This window comes from Kribbella sp. VKM Ac-2568 (assembly GCF_004345365.1).
Classification (GTDB): domain Bacteria; phylum Actinomycetota; class Actinomycetes; order Propionibacteriales; family Kribbellaceae; genus Kribbella; species Kribbella orskensis.
Window position 1 is genome coordinate 1 of sequence record NZ_SLVF01000021.1, and the last position, 17973, is coordinate 17973.

Annotated in this window: 17 protein-coding genes and 1 tRNA gene; 11 read left to right on the forward strand and 7 right to left on the reverse strand. The window is 66.6% G+C overall.

Features of this window, described 5'->3' with window-relative positions:
• Positions 1-443 precede the first annotated feature (443 nt).
• Complete coding sequence (locus EV648_RS44555; protein ID WP_241996069.1) at positions 444-749, forward strand: hypothetical protein; 306 nt, start codon at positions 444-446, stop codon at positions 747-749.
• On the opposite strand, the gene EV648_RS39760 is transcribed toward EV648_RS44555, so the two are convergent.
• Positions 714-2459 carry an aminotransferase class V-fold PLP-dependent enzyme gene (locus EV648_RS39760; protein ID WP_132301221.1) on the reverse strand — a complete coding sequence of 582 codons (1746 nt, stop codon included), beginning with the start codon at positions 2457-2459 and terminating at the stop codon, positions 714-716. The two genes, EV648_RS44555 and EV648_RS39760, sit on opposite strands and share 36 nt — an antisense overlap.
• 92 nt (positions 2460-2551) lie before the next feature.
• On the opposite strand from EV648_RS39760, the gene tenA reads away from it, so the two are divergent.
• The 5 genes from tenA to EV648_RS39785 all read left to right on the forward strand — a co-directional run bounded on the left by tenA (position 2552) and on the right by EV648_RS39785 (position 7617).
• Entirely contained in the window at positions 2552-3217 is a 666-nt protein-coding gene (tenA, locus tag EV648_RS39765; protein WP_132301223.1) for a thiaminase II, read from the forward strand.
• Between the two features lies 1 nt (position 3218).
• Positions 3219-4784: an NAD(P)/FAD-dependent oxidoreductase gene (locus tag EV648_RS39770; RefSeq protein WP_132301224.1), complete on the forward strand. Its 1566-nt coding sequence runs from the start codon at positions 3219-3221 to the stop codon at positions 4782-4784.
• A 110-nt stretch (positions 4785-4894) separates the two neighbouring features.
• Positions 4895-4970, forward strand: a tRNA-Lys gene (locus tag EV648_RS39775).
• Between the two features lie 292 nt (positions 4971-5262).
• Positions 5263-6462: a site-specific integrase gene (locus EV648_RS39780; RefSeq protein ID WP_158294202.1), complete on the forward strand. Its 1200-nt coding sequence runs from the start codon at positions 5263-5265 to the stop codon at positions 6460-6462.
• A 930-nt stretch (positions 6463-7392) separates the two neighbouring features.
• Positions 7393-7617 carry a hypothetical protein gene (locus tag EV648_RS39785; protein WP_132301228.1) on the forward strand — a complete coding sequence of 75 codons (225 nt, stop codon included), beginning with the start codon at positions 7393-7395 and terminating at the stop codon, positions 7615-7617.
• Between the two features lie 199 nt (positions 7618-7816).
• Here the strand turns inward: EV648_RS39785 and EV648_RS44875 are convergent, their stop codons facing one another.
• Positions 7817-7951, reverse strand: coding sequence for a hypothetical protein (locus EV648_RS44875; protein ID WP_255512896.1), 135 nt, complete (start codon positions 7949-7951; stop codon positions 7817-7819).
• 38 nt (positions 7952-7989) lie between these two features.
• Here EV648_RS44875 and EV648_RS39790 point away from each other — a divergent pair, with 38 nt between their 5' ends.
• Positions 7990-8670: a hypothetical protein gene (locus tag EV648_RS39790; RefSeq protein ID WP_132301229.1), complete on the forward strand. Its 681-nt coding sequence runs from the start codon at positions 7990-7992 to the stop codon at positions 8668-8670.
• Between the two features lie 210 nt (positions 8671-8880).
• Here the strand turns inward: EV648_RS39790 and EV648_RS39795 are convergent, their stop codons facing one another.
• The 3 genes from EV648_RS39795 to EV648_RS39805 all read right to left on the reverse strand — a co-directional run bounded on the left by EV648_RS39795 (position 8881) and on the right by EV648_RS39805 (position 12745).
• A complete protein-coding gene (locus EV648_RS39795; protein WP_199235091.1) occupies positions 8881-9420 on the reverse strand; it encodes an RNA polymerase sigma factor in 540 nt (179 codons plus the stop codon).
• 148 nt (positions 9421-9568) lie between these two features.
• On the reverse strand, positions 9569-10408 hold the full coding sequence (locus tag EV648_RS43555; RefSeq protein WP_199235092.1) for a hypothetical protein: 840 nt from the start codon (positions 10406-10408) through the stop codon (positions 9569-9571).
• A gap of 564 nt (positions 10409-10972) precedes the next feature.
• The gene (locus EV648_RS39805; protein WP_132301231.1) at positions 10973-12745 is read right to left on the reverse strand and encodes a sigma-54-dependent Fis family transcriptional regulator; all 1773 of its coding nucleotides are present in this window, start codon (positions 12743-12745) and stop codon (positions 10973-10975) included.
• 110 nt (positions 12746-12855) lie between these two features.
• Between EV648_RS39805 and EV648_RS39810 the strand changes: the two genes are divergently transcribed.
• On the forward strand, positions 12856-13341 hold the full coding sequence (locus EV648_RS39810) for a hypothetical protein (protein ID WP_132301233.1): 486 nt from the start codon (positions 12856-12858) through the stop codon (positions 13339-13341).
• Positions 13342-13602: 261 nt separating this feature from the next.
• Here the strand turns inward: EV648_RS39810 and EV648_RS39815 are convergent, their stop codons facing one another.
• Positions 13603-14514: a ferritin-like domain-containing protein gene (locus EV648_RS39815; protein ID WP_241996071.1), complete on the reverse strand. Its 912-nt coding sequence runs from the start codon at positions 14512-14514 to the stop codon at positions 13603-13605.
• Between the two features lie 666 nt (positions 14515-15180).
• Between EV648_RS39815 and EV648_RS39820 the strand changes: the two genes are divergently transcribed.
• The 3 genes from EV648_RS39820 to tal all read left to right on the forward strand — a co-directional run bounded on the left by EV648_RS39820 (position 15181) and on the right by tal (position 17706).
• Complete coding sequence (locus EV648_RS39820; RefSeq protein ID WP_132301237.1) at positions 15181-15432, forward strand: GNAT family N-acetyltransferase; 252 nt, start codon at positions 15181-15183, stop codon at positions 15430-15432.
• A 262-nt stretch (positions 15433-15694) separates the two neighbouring features.
• On the forward strand, positions 15695-16321 hold the full coding sequence (locus EV648_RS39825; protein ID WP_199235093.1) for a TetR/AcrR family transcriptional regulator: 627 nt from the start codon (positions 15695-15697) through the stop codon (positions 16319-16321).
• A gap of 257 nt (positions 16322-16578) precedes the next feature.
• On the forward strand, positions 16579-17706 hold the full coding sequence (tal, locus tag EV648_RS39830; protein ID WP_132301239.1) for a transaldolase: 1128 nt from the start codon (positions 16579-16581) through the stop codon (positions 17704-17706).
• On the opposite strand, the gene EV648_RS44560 is transcribed toward tal, so the two are convergent.
• On the reverse strand, positions 17707-17901 hold the full coding sequence (locus EV648_RS44560; protein ID WP_241996087.1) for a DUF5709 domain-containing protein: 195 nt from the start codon (positions 17899-17901) through the stop codon (positions 17707-17709). It abuts the gene before it with no gap.
• Positions 17902-17973 lie beyond the last annotated feature (72 nt).

Sequence of the window (17973 nt, forward strand, 5' to 3'; positions counted from 1 at the left end):
GAGGCGCACACCGACACCGACCTGAAGGCGCTCAGCGCCTAACCAACCCAAGGATCACGCGACACGACCGCTACACCACTCCGCTGGACTTGACCCCGCCCGGCTCTCTGCTGTGGCTGAGGTAGTCGTCTGGGCCTCTGCTGGGCTGAGGTAGTCGTCCGGTCTTTGGTGGGGGTGACCGCGTTTTCCTGCGGGGGTGGGGGTGGTTGGGCTGGGAGGATCGGAGGGTGAAGTCGGGCGGCAGTGTTTGGTTTGTGTACGGGGTTGCTGTTTTGGTGACCTTTGTTGTCGGGGTGGTTGCGTTCAGTGTTTTTGTGCTGGCGAAGGTTTTCGGGGGATCTTCGCCTGAGGAGCCGAAGCAGCGGCCCGTGGTGGAGGCTCGGCAGACTGCTGCGCCGCGGGTGATTCGGACGACGGTGGCGAAGGTCCTGGAGGTGCGGGCGGTGGCGGCTAATCCTGAGCAGATCGTGCTGATTGTGGCTACGCCGGCAGGGTGTGCGCAGAAGCTTCAGGCGGCTGCTTACGCGGAGGGGCCGGGCGCGGTCGCAGTACGGGTGACCCAGCGGACCTATCGCACGGGTTGTCGGTGGGTGCAGCAGCCGGTGCTGGCGACAGCCAAGGCGCCCATCGCCGACCGGACCTTGATCGTCAACGGGTCGCCGTGGACGCTCAGCGCGACTGACGGGACCTACCAGCCGGCGCTGACGCCCGAGTCAGGGGACGACAGGCGACAGGCAGCTGGACGGTAGGTCGAACCACCTGAGGTGGTCGAACTCCTGGTTCACACTGGCCTCACTGTCGGTATCCGCGTTGTGGCAGGCCGACAGTAGCTCTCGCGCCTCGGCCAGGTAGCCCTCGAGCGCGGATTCCGGCGCTTTGTCGTCGTGGTGCGGGTAGCGGAGCTTGCCGTCGGCGTCGTAACCGACCTGGGACAGCCGCATCGGTGGTTCCACCGGGCCGCGGTGGTGCCGCCAGAGCCCGTTGGACGGGTTGAAGCGGTAGTCCCCGAGCAGCCGCCAGCCCTGCTGGGCGACCAGCCGGACCGCCTCCACGACGTACGAGAAGACCGCCTCGGAGATGAAGTAGTTGAAGTTCACCCGGACCCAGCCCGGCTTGATCCCCTCGCAACCGTGCTCGACCTCCTCGGCGTACTCGTGCGACTTGACCAGGTCGATCCCGAGCAGGGCGTGACCGTACGGCCCCGCACACGAGCAGCCGCCGCGGGACTGGATCCCGAACAGGTCGTTCAGCACCGCGACGACGAAATTGTGGTGCAGGTAGCGCCCGGACGGCGCCTTCACCACGAACGACACGATCGACAGCCGCTCGGAGTCCAGGTTGCCGAGGATCTGGATGCCCGGCTCGTGCCGCCAGGCCTCGACCGCCCGGCGCAGGTACGCGTCCTCGTGCGCCCGGATCACCTCGATCCCGACGGCCTCCTTGAGCTGGAACACCAGGCCCGCGCGGATCGACCCGATGATGTTCGGCGTGCCGCCCTCCTCGCGGTGCACCGGGTCGTCGAGGTACCGGTGCTCCGTCGGGTTCACATAGGCGACCGTGCCACCACCCGGTACGTCGGGGACGCGGTTGTGCAACAGCTCGCGGCGGGCCACCAGTACTCCGGGGGTGCCCGGGCCGCCGATGAACTTGTGCGGGCTGAGGAAGATCGCGTCCTTGTAGGAGAGCGGGTCGGCATCGCGACCGCCGTACATGTCGATCTCGACGTACGGCGCGGCGGCGGCGCAGTCCCAGAAGGAGAGCGCGCCGTACCGGTGCAGCAACGCGGAGACCCGACGGGTGTTGCTGACGATCCCCGTGACGTTGCTCGCTGCGGAGAACGAGCCGATCTTCACCGGACGATCGGCGTACTTCGCGAGCTCCTCCTCCAGCCGCGGGATGTCGATGTGGCCGTCGGCGTCCTGGCCGATCACCACCACGTCGGCGATCGACTCGCGCCAGGGCAGCTCGTTCGAGTGGTGCTCGTACGGCCCGATGAAGACGACCGGGCGCTGCTCCGGCGGGATCTCGTCGGTCAGGTGGTACTCGTCGTCGAGCTGGGCCGGGATCCGCAGGCCGAGCACCCCGATCAGCTTGTCGATCGCGCCGGTCGCTCCGGAGCCGCAGAAGATCACCGCGGTCTCGTCGTCACCGCCGACGCTGTCGTGGATGATCTTGCGGGCGTCCTCGCGGAGCCGGGTGGTCTGCAGGCCGGTGCCGCTGGACTCGGTGTGCGTGTTCGCGTACCGCGGCAGCACCTCCTCGCGGATGAAGTCCTCCAGGAAGGTCAGGGCCCGGCCGGACGCGGTGTAGTCGGCGTACGTGACCCGGCGCGGCCCGTACGGCCCCGGCATCACCTGGTCGTCCCCGATCACCGACGCGCGGATCCGGCGCAGCAGCGGCGTGTCCGACGGCATCGGAACCGCCTCGTCACGCGCGGCGAGTTCCCCCTGGATGGTCATGGCGTCAGAGTAAGGCCGATCGTGACTTTCGTCTCGTAGTCTTCGGGTGCCGGCTGGTTAGGGTCGTCGCAGTCGAGGCTGAGGAGCTGAGGATGACGTTTTCCGCCGAGCTGTGGGACTCCGGCGCCGCCGCGGTGTACGCCCGGATCGTCGAGCACCCGTTCATCACCGGGCTGACCGACGGGACGCTCGACCACGAGGCGTTCAAGTACTTCATCGTGCAGGACAGCCACTACCTGCGGGCGTACTCCCGCGCGCTGGCGCTGGTCGCCGCCCGGGCCGTCGACGAGGACGCCGTCAGCATGTTCGCCCGGCACGCCGCGGACGCGATCGAGGTCGAGCGCGAGCTCCACACCGACCTGCTCGGCTCCCTCGGGCTCACCCCGGCCGACGTCGATGCGATCGGATCGGGGCCGACGACCACGGCGTACATGTCCTATCTGACCGCCGTCTGCTCCACCGGCACGTACGCCGAGGCCGTGGCGGCGGTGCTGCCCTGCTACTGGATCTACCGCGAGGTCGGGCGGGAGCTGCTCAAGCGGTCCTCGCCGGACCCGGTGTACGCGAAATGGATCGAGGCGTACGGGTCCGAGGAGTTCGACGCGGTCGTAGAGTCGGTCCTGGCGGTGACGGACCGGCTCGGCGACGAGGTCGGCCCGGGCGAACGCGACCGGTGCCACCGGCACTTCGCCGCCACCTCGCGCTACGAGTGGATGTTCTGGGACGCCGCGTACCACCGACTCGATTGGCCGGTCTGACATGGTTGCTGAGAGCAAGAACTTCTACGACGTCGTGATCGTCGGCGGCGGCCACAACGGGCTGGTCGCCGCGGCGTACCTGGCCGGCGCAGGGCTGAGCACCCTCGTGCTGGAGCAGCAGAGCCACACCGGCGGTGCCGCGGTCAGCCAGCAGGTGTTTCCCGGCGTAGACGCCCGCCTGTCGCGGTACTCGTACCTGGTCAGCCTGCTGCCTGACAAGGTCGTGGCCGACCTCGGCCTGTCCCTGGAGCTCCGCTCGCGCTCCGTCGCGTCGTACACGCCGGTACGCCGGGGCGGCCGGGACCTCGGCCTGATGGTGGAGAGGCCTGAGGGCGCGGTCACCCGGGAATCGTTCGCGGCGCTGACCGGCGCCGACTCGGAGTACGACGCGTGGTCGGCCTTCTACGGGTCGGTCGGGGAGCTTGCGGGCGTGGTCGCGCCGACGCTGCTCGAGCCGCTCGTATCGGGGGCTTCGCTGCGCAACCGGGTCGATCCCGCCCTCTGGTCCGCACTGGTGGAGCGGCCGTTCGGCGAGGTCGTGGAGCAGCGGTTCGCGGACGACACGGTGCGTGGCGTCGTCGCGACGGACTCCGTCATCGGCACCTTCGCGGGATTGCACGACGAGTCGCTGATCCAGAACCGGTGCTTCCTCTATCACCTGATCGGCAACGGGACAGGCGAGTGGCGCGTGCCTGTCGGCGGGATGGGCGCGGTCACGGATGCCTTGGCTGCGGCCGCTCGCCGAGCCGGTGCCGCGTTGGTCGTCAACGCGTCGGTGACCTCTGTCGAGGCCGACGGCACGCGCGCGTCGGTCACCTGGATGGGTGGCGACGGGGAGCGCTCTGTCGACTGCTCGTACGTCCTCGCCAACGTCGCGCCGACGACTCTCGCCGCCCTGCGCGGGCAAACTGCGGGCGTCCGGCCCGAGGGTTCGCAACTGAAGATCAACCTGCTGCTGTCACGCCTCCCCCGGCTGCGATCCGGCGACGACCCGCGGCGGGCGTTCGCCGGCACCTTCCACATCGACGAGGACTACAGCCAGCTGGAAACCGCCTACCGCCAGGCCGCCGCAGGCGCAGTACCGTCGGTCGCTCCGTCGGAGGTGTACTGCCACTCCCTCACCGACCCGTCCATCCTCAGCCCGTCCCTGGTTGCCTCGGGCCACCAGACGCTGACCGTCTTCGGCGTCCACTTCCCCACCCGTTTGTTTGCCTCTGACAACGATGCCGCCCGGGACGAGTCGGTACGCCGGGTCCTGGCCGGGCTGGAGTCGTACCTCGACGAGCCGCTCGAACCATGCATCGCCCGCGACGCCGACGGCAACCTCTGCCTGGAGGCGAAGACCCCGCTCGACATCGAGGAATCCGTCGGCATGCCCGGCGGCCACATCTTCCACGGCGACCTCCAGTGGCCGTGGGTCGACGACGAGGCCGAGGTCGGCCGCTGGGGCGTCGAGACCGATGTGGCGAACCTCATGATCTGCGGCTCCGGAGCCCGCCGAGGAGGCGCCGTCAGCGGCATAGCCGGCCACAACGCCGCCATGGCCGTCCTCGAACTCCGCCCCTGATTTCCCTGCCGCGGCAACCTCCCCGCAGCGGCGGGATAACCGATTTCGTATCTACCAAGAAGCCCTGCTACGATCCTCTTCGTTCGCAGGCAACACCAAGCGAACAGAACGCGCCGCTAGCTCAATTGGCAGAGCAGCTGACTCTTAATCAGCGGGTTCGGGGTTCGAGTCCCTGGCGGCGCACCAGCATCGAGGCCCAGGCAGACATCGCAATCTGCTCCTGGGCCTTTGTGCTTCCAGCGCATCCTTTACGCACTCCTTTCCCGTCCGCCGTCGTCGAACGGCCGATGCGGCACTCTGTTCTCCCGCGTCCTCGGTGCTGTCAGGCGCCCTCATGGAGATCGAGGAGCCTCACCGGGGCGATCCACTTCTCGTGACTGTGCGTCACCTCACGCTGTGCTGCTCTGTGTTGCCACCTCTGTCCCGCCTGTCGCCGAAACGTTGAGCGATGGCCGTCAGCAGAAGTTGGAGGCTTGAGATGCCGAGGCCACCGCTACCGATCGGAACCTGGGGACGCATCCGCACCCAGGTCGTCAAGACCGACGAGAACGGCAAAGCTCTCAGCCATCGGGCGCAGGCGAAGTACCGCGACCATGACGGCCAGACCCGCCTGGTCTCTGCCTTCGGTAAGACCAAGACCGCGGCCGAGAACAACCTGCTGAACAAACTCAAGGACCGCGCCGAGACCAGCCGAGCGGGCGAGCTCACCGCCATGCATCGGATCCGACAAGCGGTCGAGCTGTGGGAGGCGAAGTTCGCGGAACTCGTCGCCGAGGGCCGCCGATCCCCCAGCTCTCTCGACACCTACCGACGGAGTATCAGGAATCACGTGCTCCCTGCCCTAGGTGAGCTCCGAATCGGCGAGGCGAGCACACCACGCATCGACAGCGTGATCTCGGAGATCCAGAAACGCGCCGGCGCCCCGACCGCCAGAACCTGCCGCAGCATAATCTCCGGCGTGATGGGCCTCGCCGTCCGCTATGGCGCCATCACCATCAACCCGGTCCGGGAAGTTGACCGCATCGAACACAACGCCAGGAAGCTCCCCCGAGCTCTGCCCGCCGACGAGGTTCAGCTGCTGAGGAAGCACCTCAGAACCAACGAGCGAGCGGCACGTGCCGACTTACCCGACCTGGTCACCTTCATGCTCGGAACCGGCGTACGGATCGGCGAGGCCCTGGCGGTTCTCTGGTCTGAGGCCAACCTCGATACCAGCAAAGTCAAGATCTCCCACACGATCGTGCGCGTCAAACGCGAGGGCCTGCTCCGCAAAGTCACCAAGTCAAGAGCAGGTCAACGCGAACTCGGCCTGCCCGACTGGGTACTCACCATGCTCCGTGTCCGATTCGCCGCCGGCATCCGCCTCGACGAAGCCGCAACTCTCCTCGCCCAGGTCGACAAGGCCGCCGAACCGGCACCCTCAGACACCCTCGCCTGGATCACCTCCCACGCCTTCCGCAAAACCACAGCCACCGTCCTCGACAACAACGGCCAATCCGCCCGCCAAATCGCCGACCACCTCGGCCACGCCCGCGTCTCCATGACCCAAGACACCTACCTAGTCCGCAAATCCCCCAACCCCTCCTGGCACCGAAGCCCTCCAACGAGCCTTCGAAGACCCCGACCTCCCCTGAAGGCTGCCCTACCCTTCAGCAGCTGCCAGCGCCCGGACCGATGAACTCGCACCGGGCAGCCGAGTCGGCGAAGGGCACCAGAGTGCCCAACGTTAGGGCAGCAGCGCCCATAAGCTGCCTCTGACCTCGGTCTATGCCTCAGCAGGCATGTCACCGTACTCGACAATTGTCGTTGTCCGCCGCTGAATCACATGAGCTAAGACGTGACCAGTGGAGATGATGTCGGAGTGAACGGCGAGCCGGCGACCGCGTTCGTCGGCGCCACCGGGTACTTCCAGGTAGCAGACAACGCCGTACTCAGCCCGGCGACCAAAGGTATCCTCACTCTGGAAGCGTGGATGCGGCCGAACACACCGCAGTTCCCGCACTCGCAGAGCAGCGGCTACGTGCACTGGATGGGGAAGGGCGAGACCAACCAGCACGAGTACGTCGCCCGGATGTACTCCCAGGTCAACACCGAGAACCGTCCCAACCGGATCTCCGGCTACCTGTTCAACTCCTCCGGCGGTCTCGGCGCCAGCTCGTACTTCCACGACCCCGGTCCTGGCCGGGAACTGGATCCATTACGTGCTCGTGATCAACGCGAACGCCAAGAGCGCCACCTACCCGAACGGCTACACCAAGATCTACCGCGACGACGGCGTCCTGCGCGACCAGGACGACCTGAGCATCTCCGGCCAGATCATCGTCCCGTCCGACGGCTCAGCCCCGTTCCGGGTCGGCACCCGCGACTTCGGCTCCTGGTTCCAGGTCGCCGTCGCCGTCTACGGCAAGGAACTGACCCCGCACCCACCACGAGGCAATGACCACCGCGCGCCTGCCCAGGTGGCGACCTCGCGGCTGACTTCGTGCAAGATTAGGCCGCCCGCATCAGCCACAGCAAAGAGGGTGCGTGGGACGAAGCCCCGCCCGCGACGCGACACACAAACAGCAGGCGACTTAGTTGACGCTCTTCGTGAACATAAGCCGCCTAGGTGGACCTGCAGGCATCGCAATACAACGACATGCAGATCAGCGACCTGGAGCGGTTGGTCAAGGAACTGCCGGGGCCAAGCTCGCACGCACCTCGAACGCCACCTGAGCGAAGACGATCGCGGACGGCGAAGCAACTCAACGCAGACGAGTCGGCGCAATTGATCGCACGCTACGAGGCGGGCGCGAAGCTTCGCGAACTCGGGACACAGGTTCGGCATACGTAGGTCAGTGGTTCGGGGATCGGCCGAGGCGCGAGCTTCGGCGGTCGCTACCGGGAATGACCGCTGGCCAGGGCAGACCCGCGCTACACGAGGTAGGCCCTGGGAACAGTTGAACGGTCAGCGGCGAGCCGGACGCACATCCTCGAGGAATGAGTCGTGGACTGGTTCCAGATCAGCGCGTTCTTCGCCGCCGCAGGCCCTGCTAGTCGAACGCCGCCGTACCGAGCTCGCTCCACTGTCCGCCTTCCAACCCACCGACGGCGATCCGGCTGATGCACACTCGAAGCATGCGATGGTCGACCAGACCGTCGCCACCGAAGGTTCTGGCCGCGTGCATGGCTGTCGCGAGAGGGCGGTACGAGCATGGGAGATCGGATGAGACAACAGCCGCCGGTCAAGACACCGCCGTCCCTGGACGGTTTCGATGCTGTCGGAAAGCCCCACGCGCAGTTCCTCGCGACCGAGCACTGGAGCCTGCTCGCCACCCGCAGCATGACCTGGACCGAGATCTTCAGCCGGACCAACACGTATCTGACCGTTCTGTCGGCCACCGTCATCGCTCTCTCGCTGGTGGCCAACGCGAGCGGCTTCGGGCAAGACTTCCTGACATTCGCGCTGCTGGTGCTCCCCGTGGCACTGCTCATCGGCGTGGGAACGTACTTCCGCCTGATCGAGGCGGACCTCGAGGACGCCTGGCTGGTGATCGGGATGAACCGGCTACGGCACGCCTACCTCGAACTCGCACCGGAACTGGAGCCGTACCTCGTCGCAAGCCATCACGACGACCCGGCAGGGATTCTGACGACGTACAGCTTTCGCAGCCGGGTCGGCCTGACCCATTGGATGTCGGGGTCGCCTGTCGTGGTGGGCATCATCGACGCCGTCGTCGTAGGCGTCCTGGCCGCCGTGATCTGCGAGGCAGCCGGCGCCGGCGTCATTCTTCGCACCATCACGGGCGTCCTGGCCGCTGCCGCGACCGCGGCTCTTCTCGCCTACGTGGGTTACCGAAAGATCCGCGAAGTGACCCGCAACTACCACGCCCGCTTCCCAAGCTGACCACCCCACCACAGTCACGGGTGTTACCGAAGTACAGGGCAGGTGAACGGTCAGGTCCTTGCTCCCGGTCACGGAGGACCGGTCCGAGAACACGAACCCGTGGACCATCGCAGATCTTTCATTCTGCCCCGTCTGCTGCTCGGCCGACCTAAGGCCCCCCATCGATCGGGTCGGTCCGCAGAAATCGATCCAGTGCCGTCGAGACGTTGCTCATGCGATCTGCTGCTCCGGCAAGTAGCCGGCGTCGACCAACGCGGTCCGCAGCTTACGGCGGGCGTCGAACATCATCTTGTAGATCGCGTTGTGTGTCGCGCCGAGCTGATCAGCGAGGACATCGGTGGGCATCCCCTTCAGCACCATCGCGACAAAGACCATCCGTTGCTTTGCCGTCAGCTTCTCGTCGACGGCGCGATGCACGGCATCCATCAGATCCCGGCTTTCGGCATGCGACTCCGGCTCGATCCCCACTCGTGCGGGAAGGCGCTCCCAGTCCTCGTCGTCGAACGCAACGCCGGCCCGCTGCCAGAAGTGCCGGTTGACCTTGGCCGCCACATCGAAGATCACGAACTTGTACGCCCAAGTGGTGAACTTGCAGTCACCGCGGAACGTCTCGACCTTGCCGCAGATCGCCAGTAGGGCATCCGCAGCTGCTTGGTGCGCGATGTCGTCCAGCTCCGGACCGACGAGTCGCAGCCTCGCCGCCCGCCGCCCGGCCTCCGCCCTCGCGGCTCGCAGGAGAACCTCGTACAAGCGTCGGCTCGCAAGCTCACGCCGATCCCCACCGCTGCTCAAGTCGCGAACCCAGGCACGGTTCTCCCGGGCCACCTCTGGAGAGACGACCCGCACCTGCGACAACGACTCGGAACATTCGCTCTTCACTGGATCTCCGCCGATCAACTCAACGTAGTGACCACAGGTCCGACACATCTGTGTCGACCGGTGAAATAGCAACATGGATGACATCGTCCATTCGGGACTCCGTCCAACCAGCACGCAAGCGGCAACGTGTCAGGCGCGGACTCGTCGCCTCCTTCCGCGAAGATGCGTGATTCATCGCACAGGAGCTGAAGGAGTTAGGCACCGTCGCGCTCAAGTCGGCCTGACTGCTAACACAGCATCGCTCCCCCGCGACCTCCAGAGACATCTCGACAGGTGGCCTATATCGTCCTGTTCCATCGTCGGAGGTAAGGTCCGGCATCCGATGCGAGATCGCCTCGAGTTCGCCTGCTGCGGTGTCATGGTCGCGGTGGCATGGCGGTCGGTCGGTTCGGCTCACCAGGTCGTCACGATCATCAGCCCCGGCAACGGCCGAGCCGACGCCCTCGGCATAAGCCCAGCCGACACAGGAAGCAGCGCGCAGCGATCGGCACAGATCCTCACAATGCTGACGGACAGCGACACCACGGGCACCACTCGACAACCTCAAGCAGAGGTCAGCCGCGGAGATCTCCGGGAACGGAATGATGCTGAGGAACAGCTTCTGCCACTCCAGCCAGCGCTGCTGGACCTGCCGGAACATGTTGCCCCGGATCGCGCCGTCCATGGCGCCGTGCACCCGGTTGCCCTTCTCCTCCTCCATCGGGAAGCACGACCGCATGATCTGCCTCAGCGGATCCTTCTTCCGCACCGTCTCGAACGTGTAGTCGGTGCCGAACCGGGCCGCCGCGGTGGCGAAGGTCGGCTCCCACCACAGTTCGGTCATCTTGGCATGCGCCTTGATGAGACTCTGCCTGCTCATGGACTGCCTCCAGGGTCGGGAGCCGGCCGGGGGTGGACCGGCTCCGAAGGTGGGCGTTGGAGCGATGAAAGCAGCACCGACGACGGACTTGCGTCTCAACGTGAGATACGGGTCACACCCTTGCGGACCTACCTTGGGTCATGTTCCGTTGACTCCAGGTCCCAGCGTTCAGAACAGCAGCGTTGGGGACCGCGCCCCCCTTGCCACAGGGACCATCACCGAGCGGCGTAACGCCGCCTGGACCTTCCAGCCGATGTAGCTGATATCAAGCGGGAAGACAGCTTGTCCTGGAGGGGAGACGCGCTGTCTTCCCTCTACCTGTTACCGTCTCCGGCGCTTAGGCCGCGACCGCAAAGAACTAGGTCGCTGTTAGCGGTGGACGCAGGCGACGCCGGGCCGCCTTCTCGATGTCATTGGTACCTGCCGTCACCCTCGTGTCCTGCTCCGCTGCGGTCACGGCTGGCCGACGCCCGCCGGCAGGTCCAGGCGATGGTAGGTGACTAGGTGCGCATTTCCGTCGGCCAGCCGGTAGGACAGGCGGCTCCAGCACGAGTACCGCCCGGATCAGATGTATTCGTCCGGGGTGATCTCGAAGAGCCTGATCTTACGGTAGATCGACGCCCGCGAGATCCCGAGCGACGTGGCCGCCACGTCCTTGCGGCCCTCGCTGGCGCGCAGCGACCGCACGATGGCCCCGCGCTCGAGCCATTCCATCGGGGTAAGCCGGCGGCGCAGCCCGCGGCCGAACCGAGCCGGCAGGTCGGAAATGTCGAGCTTGTGGAGATCGGTGGCACGCAGCATCTCCGCTAGCAGGTCGTTGATCTCGGCCACGTTCCCCGGCCAGCGTTCGCGCTGGAGCCTGGTCATCAGCTGCTCGGTGACCGCCACGGAACGCGTTCCGGGCTGCCGGGCGAGCAGGACCGCGACGATGGCCGGGAGATCCTCGATCCGCTCCCTCAGCGGCGGAACTAGCACGGTCGGAATGCCGGTGGTGCCCAGTTCGGGCGTGATCGGGTCGCCCTCAGCGACACGGACGGTCAGCGCCAGCCAGCCGGCGTCGGTGACCGCTCGCACCTCACCGCACAGCCGGTCGAGCGCGTTGGCCGTCAGGCGCTCGCCATGCTTGACCATGACCGGCGACCCCGCGCGGAGCGCTGCGCCGACGTCGGTGATCAGCCGGTCGAGATCGTCTGGGCCAGCATTCCGGACCGCGTCACGAACGACGACCATCTTGCCCGCGGCTTGCAGTTGCAGCGCCGCCTCCACCAAGGCTGCCTTGCCGACCCCGGGCTCGCCGATCACCGCGAGCGGATCGCGTTGCGCGCAATGCCGGCTCACTCTCCGGGCCGCATCCAGCACCGCCGGAGTGCTGGCTGCGAATCGGGGGAGCATGCCTGCCACCGGTCGCCTTATGGCGGGCGGCCGGGGCGTCGTACCGGACGGGAAGGCCAGCGCGCCGACAAGCTCGTTGCCGCGGCGCACCGCGCGGAGCCGAAGCATCGTCTCCCTGCCGTCGGACATGGTCAGCGGTGTCTCCGCGGCGTCCGACCGCCCGAGGGCGTCCCGCACCATGGTCCACGTGTCACCGTGCTTGACCGCGCCGATCACCCGCGCCACCTCCGGCGTCGACATCCAGACGCTGTCGCTGATCGCGAGCACGGCGGATCCGGACCGCCGTGACGCACCGAGGTACTCGTCCAGCAGCATCCGCTCGCCCTGTCCGCCGAGTTCGACCAGCCGCGCCTCGACCACGGCCACCGCCTGTCGCACCAGCGCCGCGAGGGCCGGGTTGGCGCACGCGGCCCAGGTGGTGATATCCAGCACGCCGACGAATCGGTGGCTGAACGGGTCACGGACCGGGACGCCGAAACAGGCGAAGTCCTGCAGTGGCTCGGAGAAGTGCTCGTGTCCGCGAACCGCATACGCCCCCCGGTCCTCGAGGGCGCTGCCGATGCCGTTGGTCCCGACATGGTGCTCCGCGTAGCTGAACCCTGGCGCAAGCAGGACCGAGTCGAGCCGGCGCTCGAGCTCACCGTCCCCAGAACCGCGGAGCAGCACCCGCCCGCGGCTGTCGGCCAGGATCGCCGAGACGGGGCTGCCGGCCACATCCTCGGCGACCCCGTAGACGACGGAGCTTGCCGCCCTGGCCAGACGTGAGGCGAGGTTGACGTTCTCGACGTACGAAGTGGTGAGCTCGTCGGCGTCGACGCCGTCGTCGGACGAGCGACGCCACGAGGCGAGGATCTCCGCGCTCGGCCCCTCGATCTCCTCGATCCGCCCACCGGTCAGCAGCCGCTCCCTGGCCCGGAGCAGCGTCGCGCCCCAATCGTCGGTCATCGCCGAGAACCTCACCGCCTCTCAAGGTGAGACGCGGATCACACCGCATGGCCATTTTACTCCCATGAAGACGCGATCTCGGCAGCTGCCGGCCGACAGAGAGGGCAACGATGACCGTCGATCTCACCCCCGCGACCTCGCTGTCCACCGTGGCCGGTTACGGGTTGGCGCCGAGCCGCGGGATCCTGAACAGCACCGCCCACATCATGCCAGCCGGACCTGCGTCGCACTCGACCGAGGCGCGCGACCAGTTCAGCGGTCGCGCAGAGATCGGGGGTGACGTCCACGACGAGGAGCTCCGCACTGGGGTCGGCGCGCTCAGGGAACCGGCCGTCATCAACGGCGGCCACTGCAGCGAGCATTGTGTCGAGGTCCAGTGCACCGGCGACGAGGCAGTCACGACCGTGGCCTCCCCGTTGGGCGAACGCAATCTGGTGAACGACCACACCCACGACCACGGCTACTACCGCCGCCTGGACGGGACCTGCAGTTACTGTGCGGACACACACCCGGCCGAGCCCGACATCCCAATGCAGGTCTTCGACCGCGCGACCGGCTCCTGGATCGTCGAGTCCGTCCTGAGCGAGACGGCGTGATGCGCCATCCTCTACTCCACCGCGCGAGTCCTCGATCACCTCGCCGCCGAAACCGTCTACGCCCTGTGCGACCTGCGCGCCAAGCCAACCACGACCACGACACGACACGCCGGGCAGTGAGTGCCCGCAATCAGCCGCCGCGTCGCCGAATACCCGCAGCGCTGATCGTTGGCCAGCGCGGCGGGCAGGGCCGACGCCGCCGTCCAGTGCGTGCCGGTGGCGATGATCACGCTGCGCATGCTCGCAGCAGGTGTGAGCTGGTCAGCTGCTCGTGTGGATCTGCCCGTTGACGCCGTCCGGGTAGAACCCGCCGCGAGACGCCTTGTTTGGAGTCAGGTAGACGACGTTGAGCACGCGGCCGGGGATACGGCCAAAGGCAACACTGTTGCTGTCGGCGGGCACGATATTGGCCCTGCCGTTGATGGTGATGCCCTGGTCATCATCGCTCGGCCCGTCCAGGCTGTCCCGCGCCGCCGAGATCGCATTAGCCTGCCGGGCCAGGTGGCGGTCAAACAGCACGCTGCGGATGGTCGCCGCGTGGTATGCCTCGACCGCCAGCATGCCGGCGGCCGCGGACAGGAAGGTTTTGTTGCTGATCAGCGGCGCGGCGCCCTTGAACGCAGTGACCCCGACATCTTCGAAGATGAACGCGCCCTGCAAGAAGTTGTTCTCATTGGCGTAGACGTCGAACGTCTGCCCAGGCTTGATCAGCCCCGCAGCTATCGCGACGGCGGTGAAGCTCTGCTGGATGTTGATGGTCGGCCGGGCCACCGCCGCGCTGCCCAGCGCAGCGTGAAGGAACCGGACGTGGTCGAACTCGTCGTGGGCGATCTCGGCGGCGAACTGGCGGATCGACCTGCTCTTAAAGGGGACCGCGCGGCCGCCTATCACGGGCCCGCGCTGGCCCGTCCCGTGGGTCAGGTTGCCGGGCAGTCCATGCCCGTGCACCGCGAAGGAGTAGAACTCCCCCTCCAGGTACTCCAGGTTCAGCGCGAAATTCAAGATCGCGCTATCCGAAATCGAGTTAGCGTCTTGCGCTGAGGCAGACGCAGCTGTGGCCGCCGATCCGGCCACGCTCACACCGATCATTCCCAGGCCTGCTGCGGTCGCGCTCTTGAGGAACCGCCGCCGGTCCGCCGGGTTCTCCGCGCTCCGGTCGATCAGGTCATGCACATACCTCTTCCCGAACATCCTGTTTCTCCTCGGCCTCGTTTGATCCAACCGGGACACAGGCCGGACCGCCCGACCGACCTTCACATCCCCAAACCTGCTAGGTGAGGCGGTGCCAGTGGCGGGACTCCTGGGTACAAGGCCCAGTGACGACCTCGCCCGGCAAGGCACTCTTGCCCGTACTCGTATAACCCACACGACCGGACGATCAAGCGATAGTCAAGACCTCTGGATCACGATCTTTAGGCGGCTTCGGGCTGGCCCTCTCCAGCCGCTCGACGAGCGGCACTCGGCCAGCCAGCTCTCCGCGCACAGCAGCGGATAGAGCACCGTCAGTGAGCCGCATCGATAACCCGTGAGGTCATCGAGGCCACCTCTCCTGAGCGCCTCGGTCAGGTCGGTGATCAGCCGCCAGGGGCTGCGGGTGGGGCGGCATCGGGTGGCGACCGACCCTATTGTCCTGCTGCGACCGGCCGAACACGCTCGCAAGGCCTGACGATCTGGAATGGATCTCTTGCTGAGAGTGGCGGTTGGCCGTTCGTTCGGCGAGATGCGTACCGTTCTTACCTGATGGCGACTTGGGCGGTAAGACGCTGCCGCAGCAAGGGCACGAATATCGCGAGGGATCGGGAGCTGCCTGGATTCCGACCGAAGGGTGCGTGAACCGCGATGCGAATCGTCACCGAGACCGACCGATTGCTGATCCGCGAGTGGTCGATCGAGGACGCCGAGACCATGCGGGCTGTGCTTCGCGCGTGGATAGATTCGCAGCCGAGTTTGGTGAAGCCCGCCGGCCGCTGGGCCATCGTGGAGAAGCGCACCGACGATGTCGTGGGAGGGTTGTCGATCCGGCTATTGCCTCCGTACGAGGAAGACCTCGAGCTCGGCTGTCAACTGGCCCCGGCTGCCTGGAGACAGTGATACGCGACTGAGGCGAGCCAACGCGCTGATGCACTGGGCGTTTCGCGTTGGCGCTGTGGACGAGCTCTACGCAGTGGCCCGGCCAGGAAACCAGCGAGCTGTCGCCGCCGCCAAGTCGGCCGGCCATGCCCATCAGGATGGAACCTCGAGCGACCAGAGCTCTGACTGATGCCCACAACTGATCTCCGCCCGTAGACGGCTAGACCCCGATATTGAGCGTCACGAGAGGTTGGCAGGTGGACGCTCACGATACGCTCTAGCTGTGCCGCAGCAGTCAAACCATCAGCCAGCCCGCCGGCTGACCGCGCGCGGGATTGCGACTCGCGCCCGGATTGTCTCAGCGGCCGACGAACTTGTCCGAGTCCGCGGTGTGAACGGCATGACGCTCGACGAGGTAACGGCGGCCAGTGGCAGCAGTAAGTCACAGCTCTATCACCACTTCGCCGATAAGGAGTCTCTGGTTCACGCGGTCATCGCTTCGCGTGGAGCGGCACTTCTCGAGCGTGAGGAGCAGTACCTGCGCCGGACAGATTCGCTCCAAGGACTCGAGCGTTGGCGACGTGCGGTTATGCAGCGTGTCACTCTGCGTAACGGGGCTTTCGGCTGCATGTTGGGCTCGTTGTCCAGCGAGCTGGCCGACCAGGATGAGATCGCACGGCTCGCGCTTGCACAGCACTTCGCCACTTGGGAAGCCATCATCAGGTCGGCCCTGGAGCGAATCCAGGACAAGGGAGCGCTGAAGCCGGACGCGGACCCTGCGGTACTGGCCACAGCCTTGATGGCTGCTCTGCAGGGCGGCTACTTGCTGGCCCAGACGGCTCACGATCCTGAGCCGATGCGCGTCGCCCTCGACATGGCCTTCGCGCATATCTGGAGCTACGCTAGCTGATCGGCCGCAACTGACTCCAGGCGCCATGCCTGCGCAGGCAACGGGGCAAGCCCACGCCCTCGGGGCGTGCATGAGTGATGACTTGCAATTCTCCCATCGGGGATCTGATCTCCAAACGACTCATCTGCTCTTGGCCCTCGAACGGCTCCGTCTTATAGCCGGACTCACTCTCATGGCCGGGTAAGGAGACCAGACCGGATCGGCACCAGGTTGAGTATCGCGTCCAGTCTTGGGCGCGGCTTAAGGAGGCTTCGGACATGACCGATCGTTTGAAAGACCTCGCCGACGCCGGCGTTTCCATCTGGCTCGACGACCTGTCCCGGCAGCGGCTGACCAGCGGCAGCCTGGAGAGCCTGATCCACGACCAGTACGTGAGCGGGGTGACCACCAACCCGACGATCTTCGCGAAGGCGATCTCCGATGCCGACGCGTACGCCGACCAGGTGAACCGCCTCGCCACCGAGGGCGTATCGACCGACCAGGCGATCCGGGTGATCACCACCGACGACGTCCGGTCCGCCGCGGACCTGTTCAAGCCCGTGTACGACGATACCGACGGTGTCGACGGCCGGGTCTCGATCGAGGTCGAGCCCGGCCTGGCCCGGGACACCGACAAGACGATCGCCCAAGCCAAGGAGCTGTGGGAGACCGTCGGCCGGGAGAACGTGTTCGTCAAGATCCCGGCCACCGAGGAAGGCATCCCGGCGATCGCCGAGACGCTGGCCGCGGGCATCAGTGTGAACGTGACGCTGATCTTCTCGCTGGTCCGCTACAAGGCCGTCGCGGACGCGTTCCTGACCGGTCTGGAGAAGGCCCTGGACAACGGTCACGACGTGACCAAGCTGGCCAGCGTGGCGTCATTCTTCGTCAGCCGGGTCGACACCGAGGTCGACAAGCGACTCGATGCCATCGGCACCGATGAGGCGAAGGCACTGAAGGGCAAGGCCGGGATCGCCAACGCGCGGCTCGCCTTCGAGGCGTACGAGGAGATCTTCGGCTCCGACCGCTGGCACGAGATCGAGACCGCAGGCGCCAAGCCGCAGCGCCCGCTGTGGGCCTCCACGGGGGTGAAGGACCCGGCATACAAGAGCACCATGTACGTCGAGGAGCTGATCACCGCCGGCGTCGTCAACACGATGCCGGAGGCAACGATGAACGCGTTCGCCGAGGACGGCGAGGTGCGCGGTGACACCGTCCGCGCCGACTACGACGCCGACCGCAAGGTGATCGCCGACCTGGAGAAACTGGGCATCTCCTACGACGAGGTCGTCCAGGTGCTCGAGGACGCGGGCGTCAGCAAGTTCGACGCCTCCTGGACCGAACTCCAGGAGGCAGTCGCCGCGGCGATAGGATCCGGGGATCCGGCACAGCGCCAGCAGATGTGATCAGTAGATGTCGTCGAGATCGAGCGGCTCGTCGTCGACGATGTGCACTGCGGCTTCCCCGGCGCTCGCGGAGCCGCCATCGATTCCGAAGTCAGTAGCTATCATCTCCTCCTCACGATCGAAGTGGGAGCCCTCGTCCGGCGCTACGAGTCGACCGGAGCGTACTCGTCCGACCTCCGCGCCGTATAGGCGTATGGGCCGGTCGGGTGCGGCTCAGCCTCTCGACAGGCTGAGGGGGTACGTCTGGTGCCGACACTACGTCCGTGT

Bases quoted from the DNA above. Each gene is read 5' to 3' on its own strand.
- EV648_RS39770 (WP_132301224.1), top strand. From the start codon at position 3,219: ATGGTTGCTGAGAGCAAGAACTTCTACGACGTCGTGATCGTCGGCGGC.
- EV648_RS39820 (WP_132301237.1), top strand. From the start codon at position 15,181: ATGCGAATCGTCACCGAGACCGACCGATTGCTGATCCGCGAGTGGTCG.
- tenA (WP_132301223.1), top strand. From the start codon at position 2,552: ATGACGTTTTCCGCCGAGCTGTGGGACTCCGGCGCCGCCGCGGTGTAC.
- EV648_RS39790 (WP_132301229.1), top strand. From the start codon at position 7,990: ATGAGACAACAGCCGCCGGTCAAGACACCGCCGTCCCTGGACGGTTTC.
- EV648_RS39780 (WP_158294202.1), top strand. From the start codon at position 5,263: ATGCCGAGGCCACCGCTACCGATCGGAACCTGGGGACGCATCCGCACC.
- EV648_RS43555 (WP_199235092.1), bottom strand. From the start codon at position 10,408: ATGAGCAGGCAGAGTCTCATCAAGGCGCATGCCAAGATGACCGAACTG.
- EV648_RS39810 (WP_132301233.1), top strand. From the start codon at position 12,856: ATGACCGTCGATCTCACCCCCGCGACCTCGCTGTCCACCGTGGCCGGT.
- EV648_RS39805 (WP_132301231.1), bottom strand. From the start codon at position 12,745: ATGACCGACGATTGGGGCGCGACGCTGCTCCGGGCCAGGGAGCGGCTG.
- EV648_RS44875 (WP_255512896.1), bottom strand. From the start codon at position 7,951: ATGCACGCGGCCAGAACCTTCGGTGGCGACGGTCTGGTCGACCATCGC.
- tal (WP_132301239.1), top strand. From the start codon at position 16,579: ATGACCGATCGTTTGAAAGACCTCGCCGACGCCGGCGTTTCCATCTGG.
- EV648_RS39760 (WP_132301221.1), bottom strand. From the start codon at position 2,459: ATGACCATCCAGGGGGAACTCGCCGCGCGTGACGAGGCGGTTCCGATG.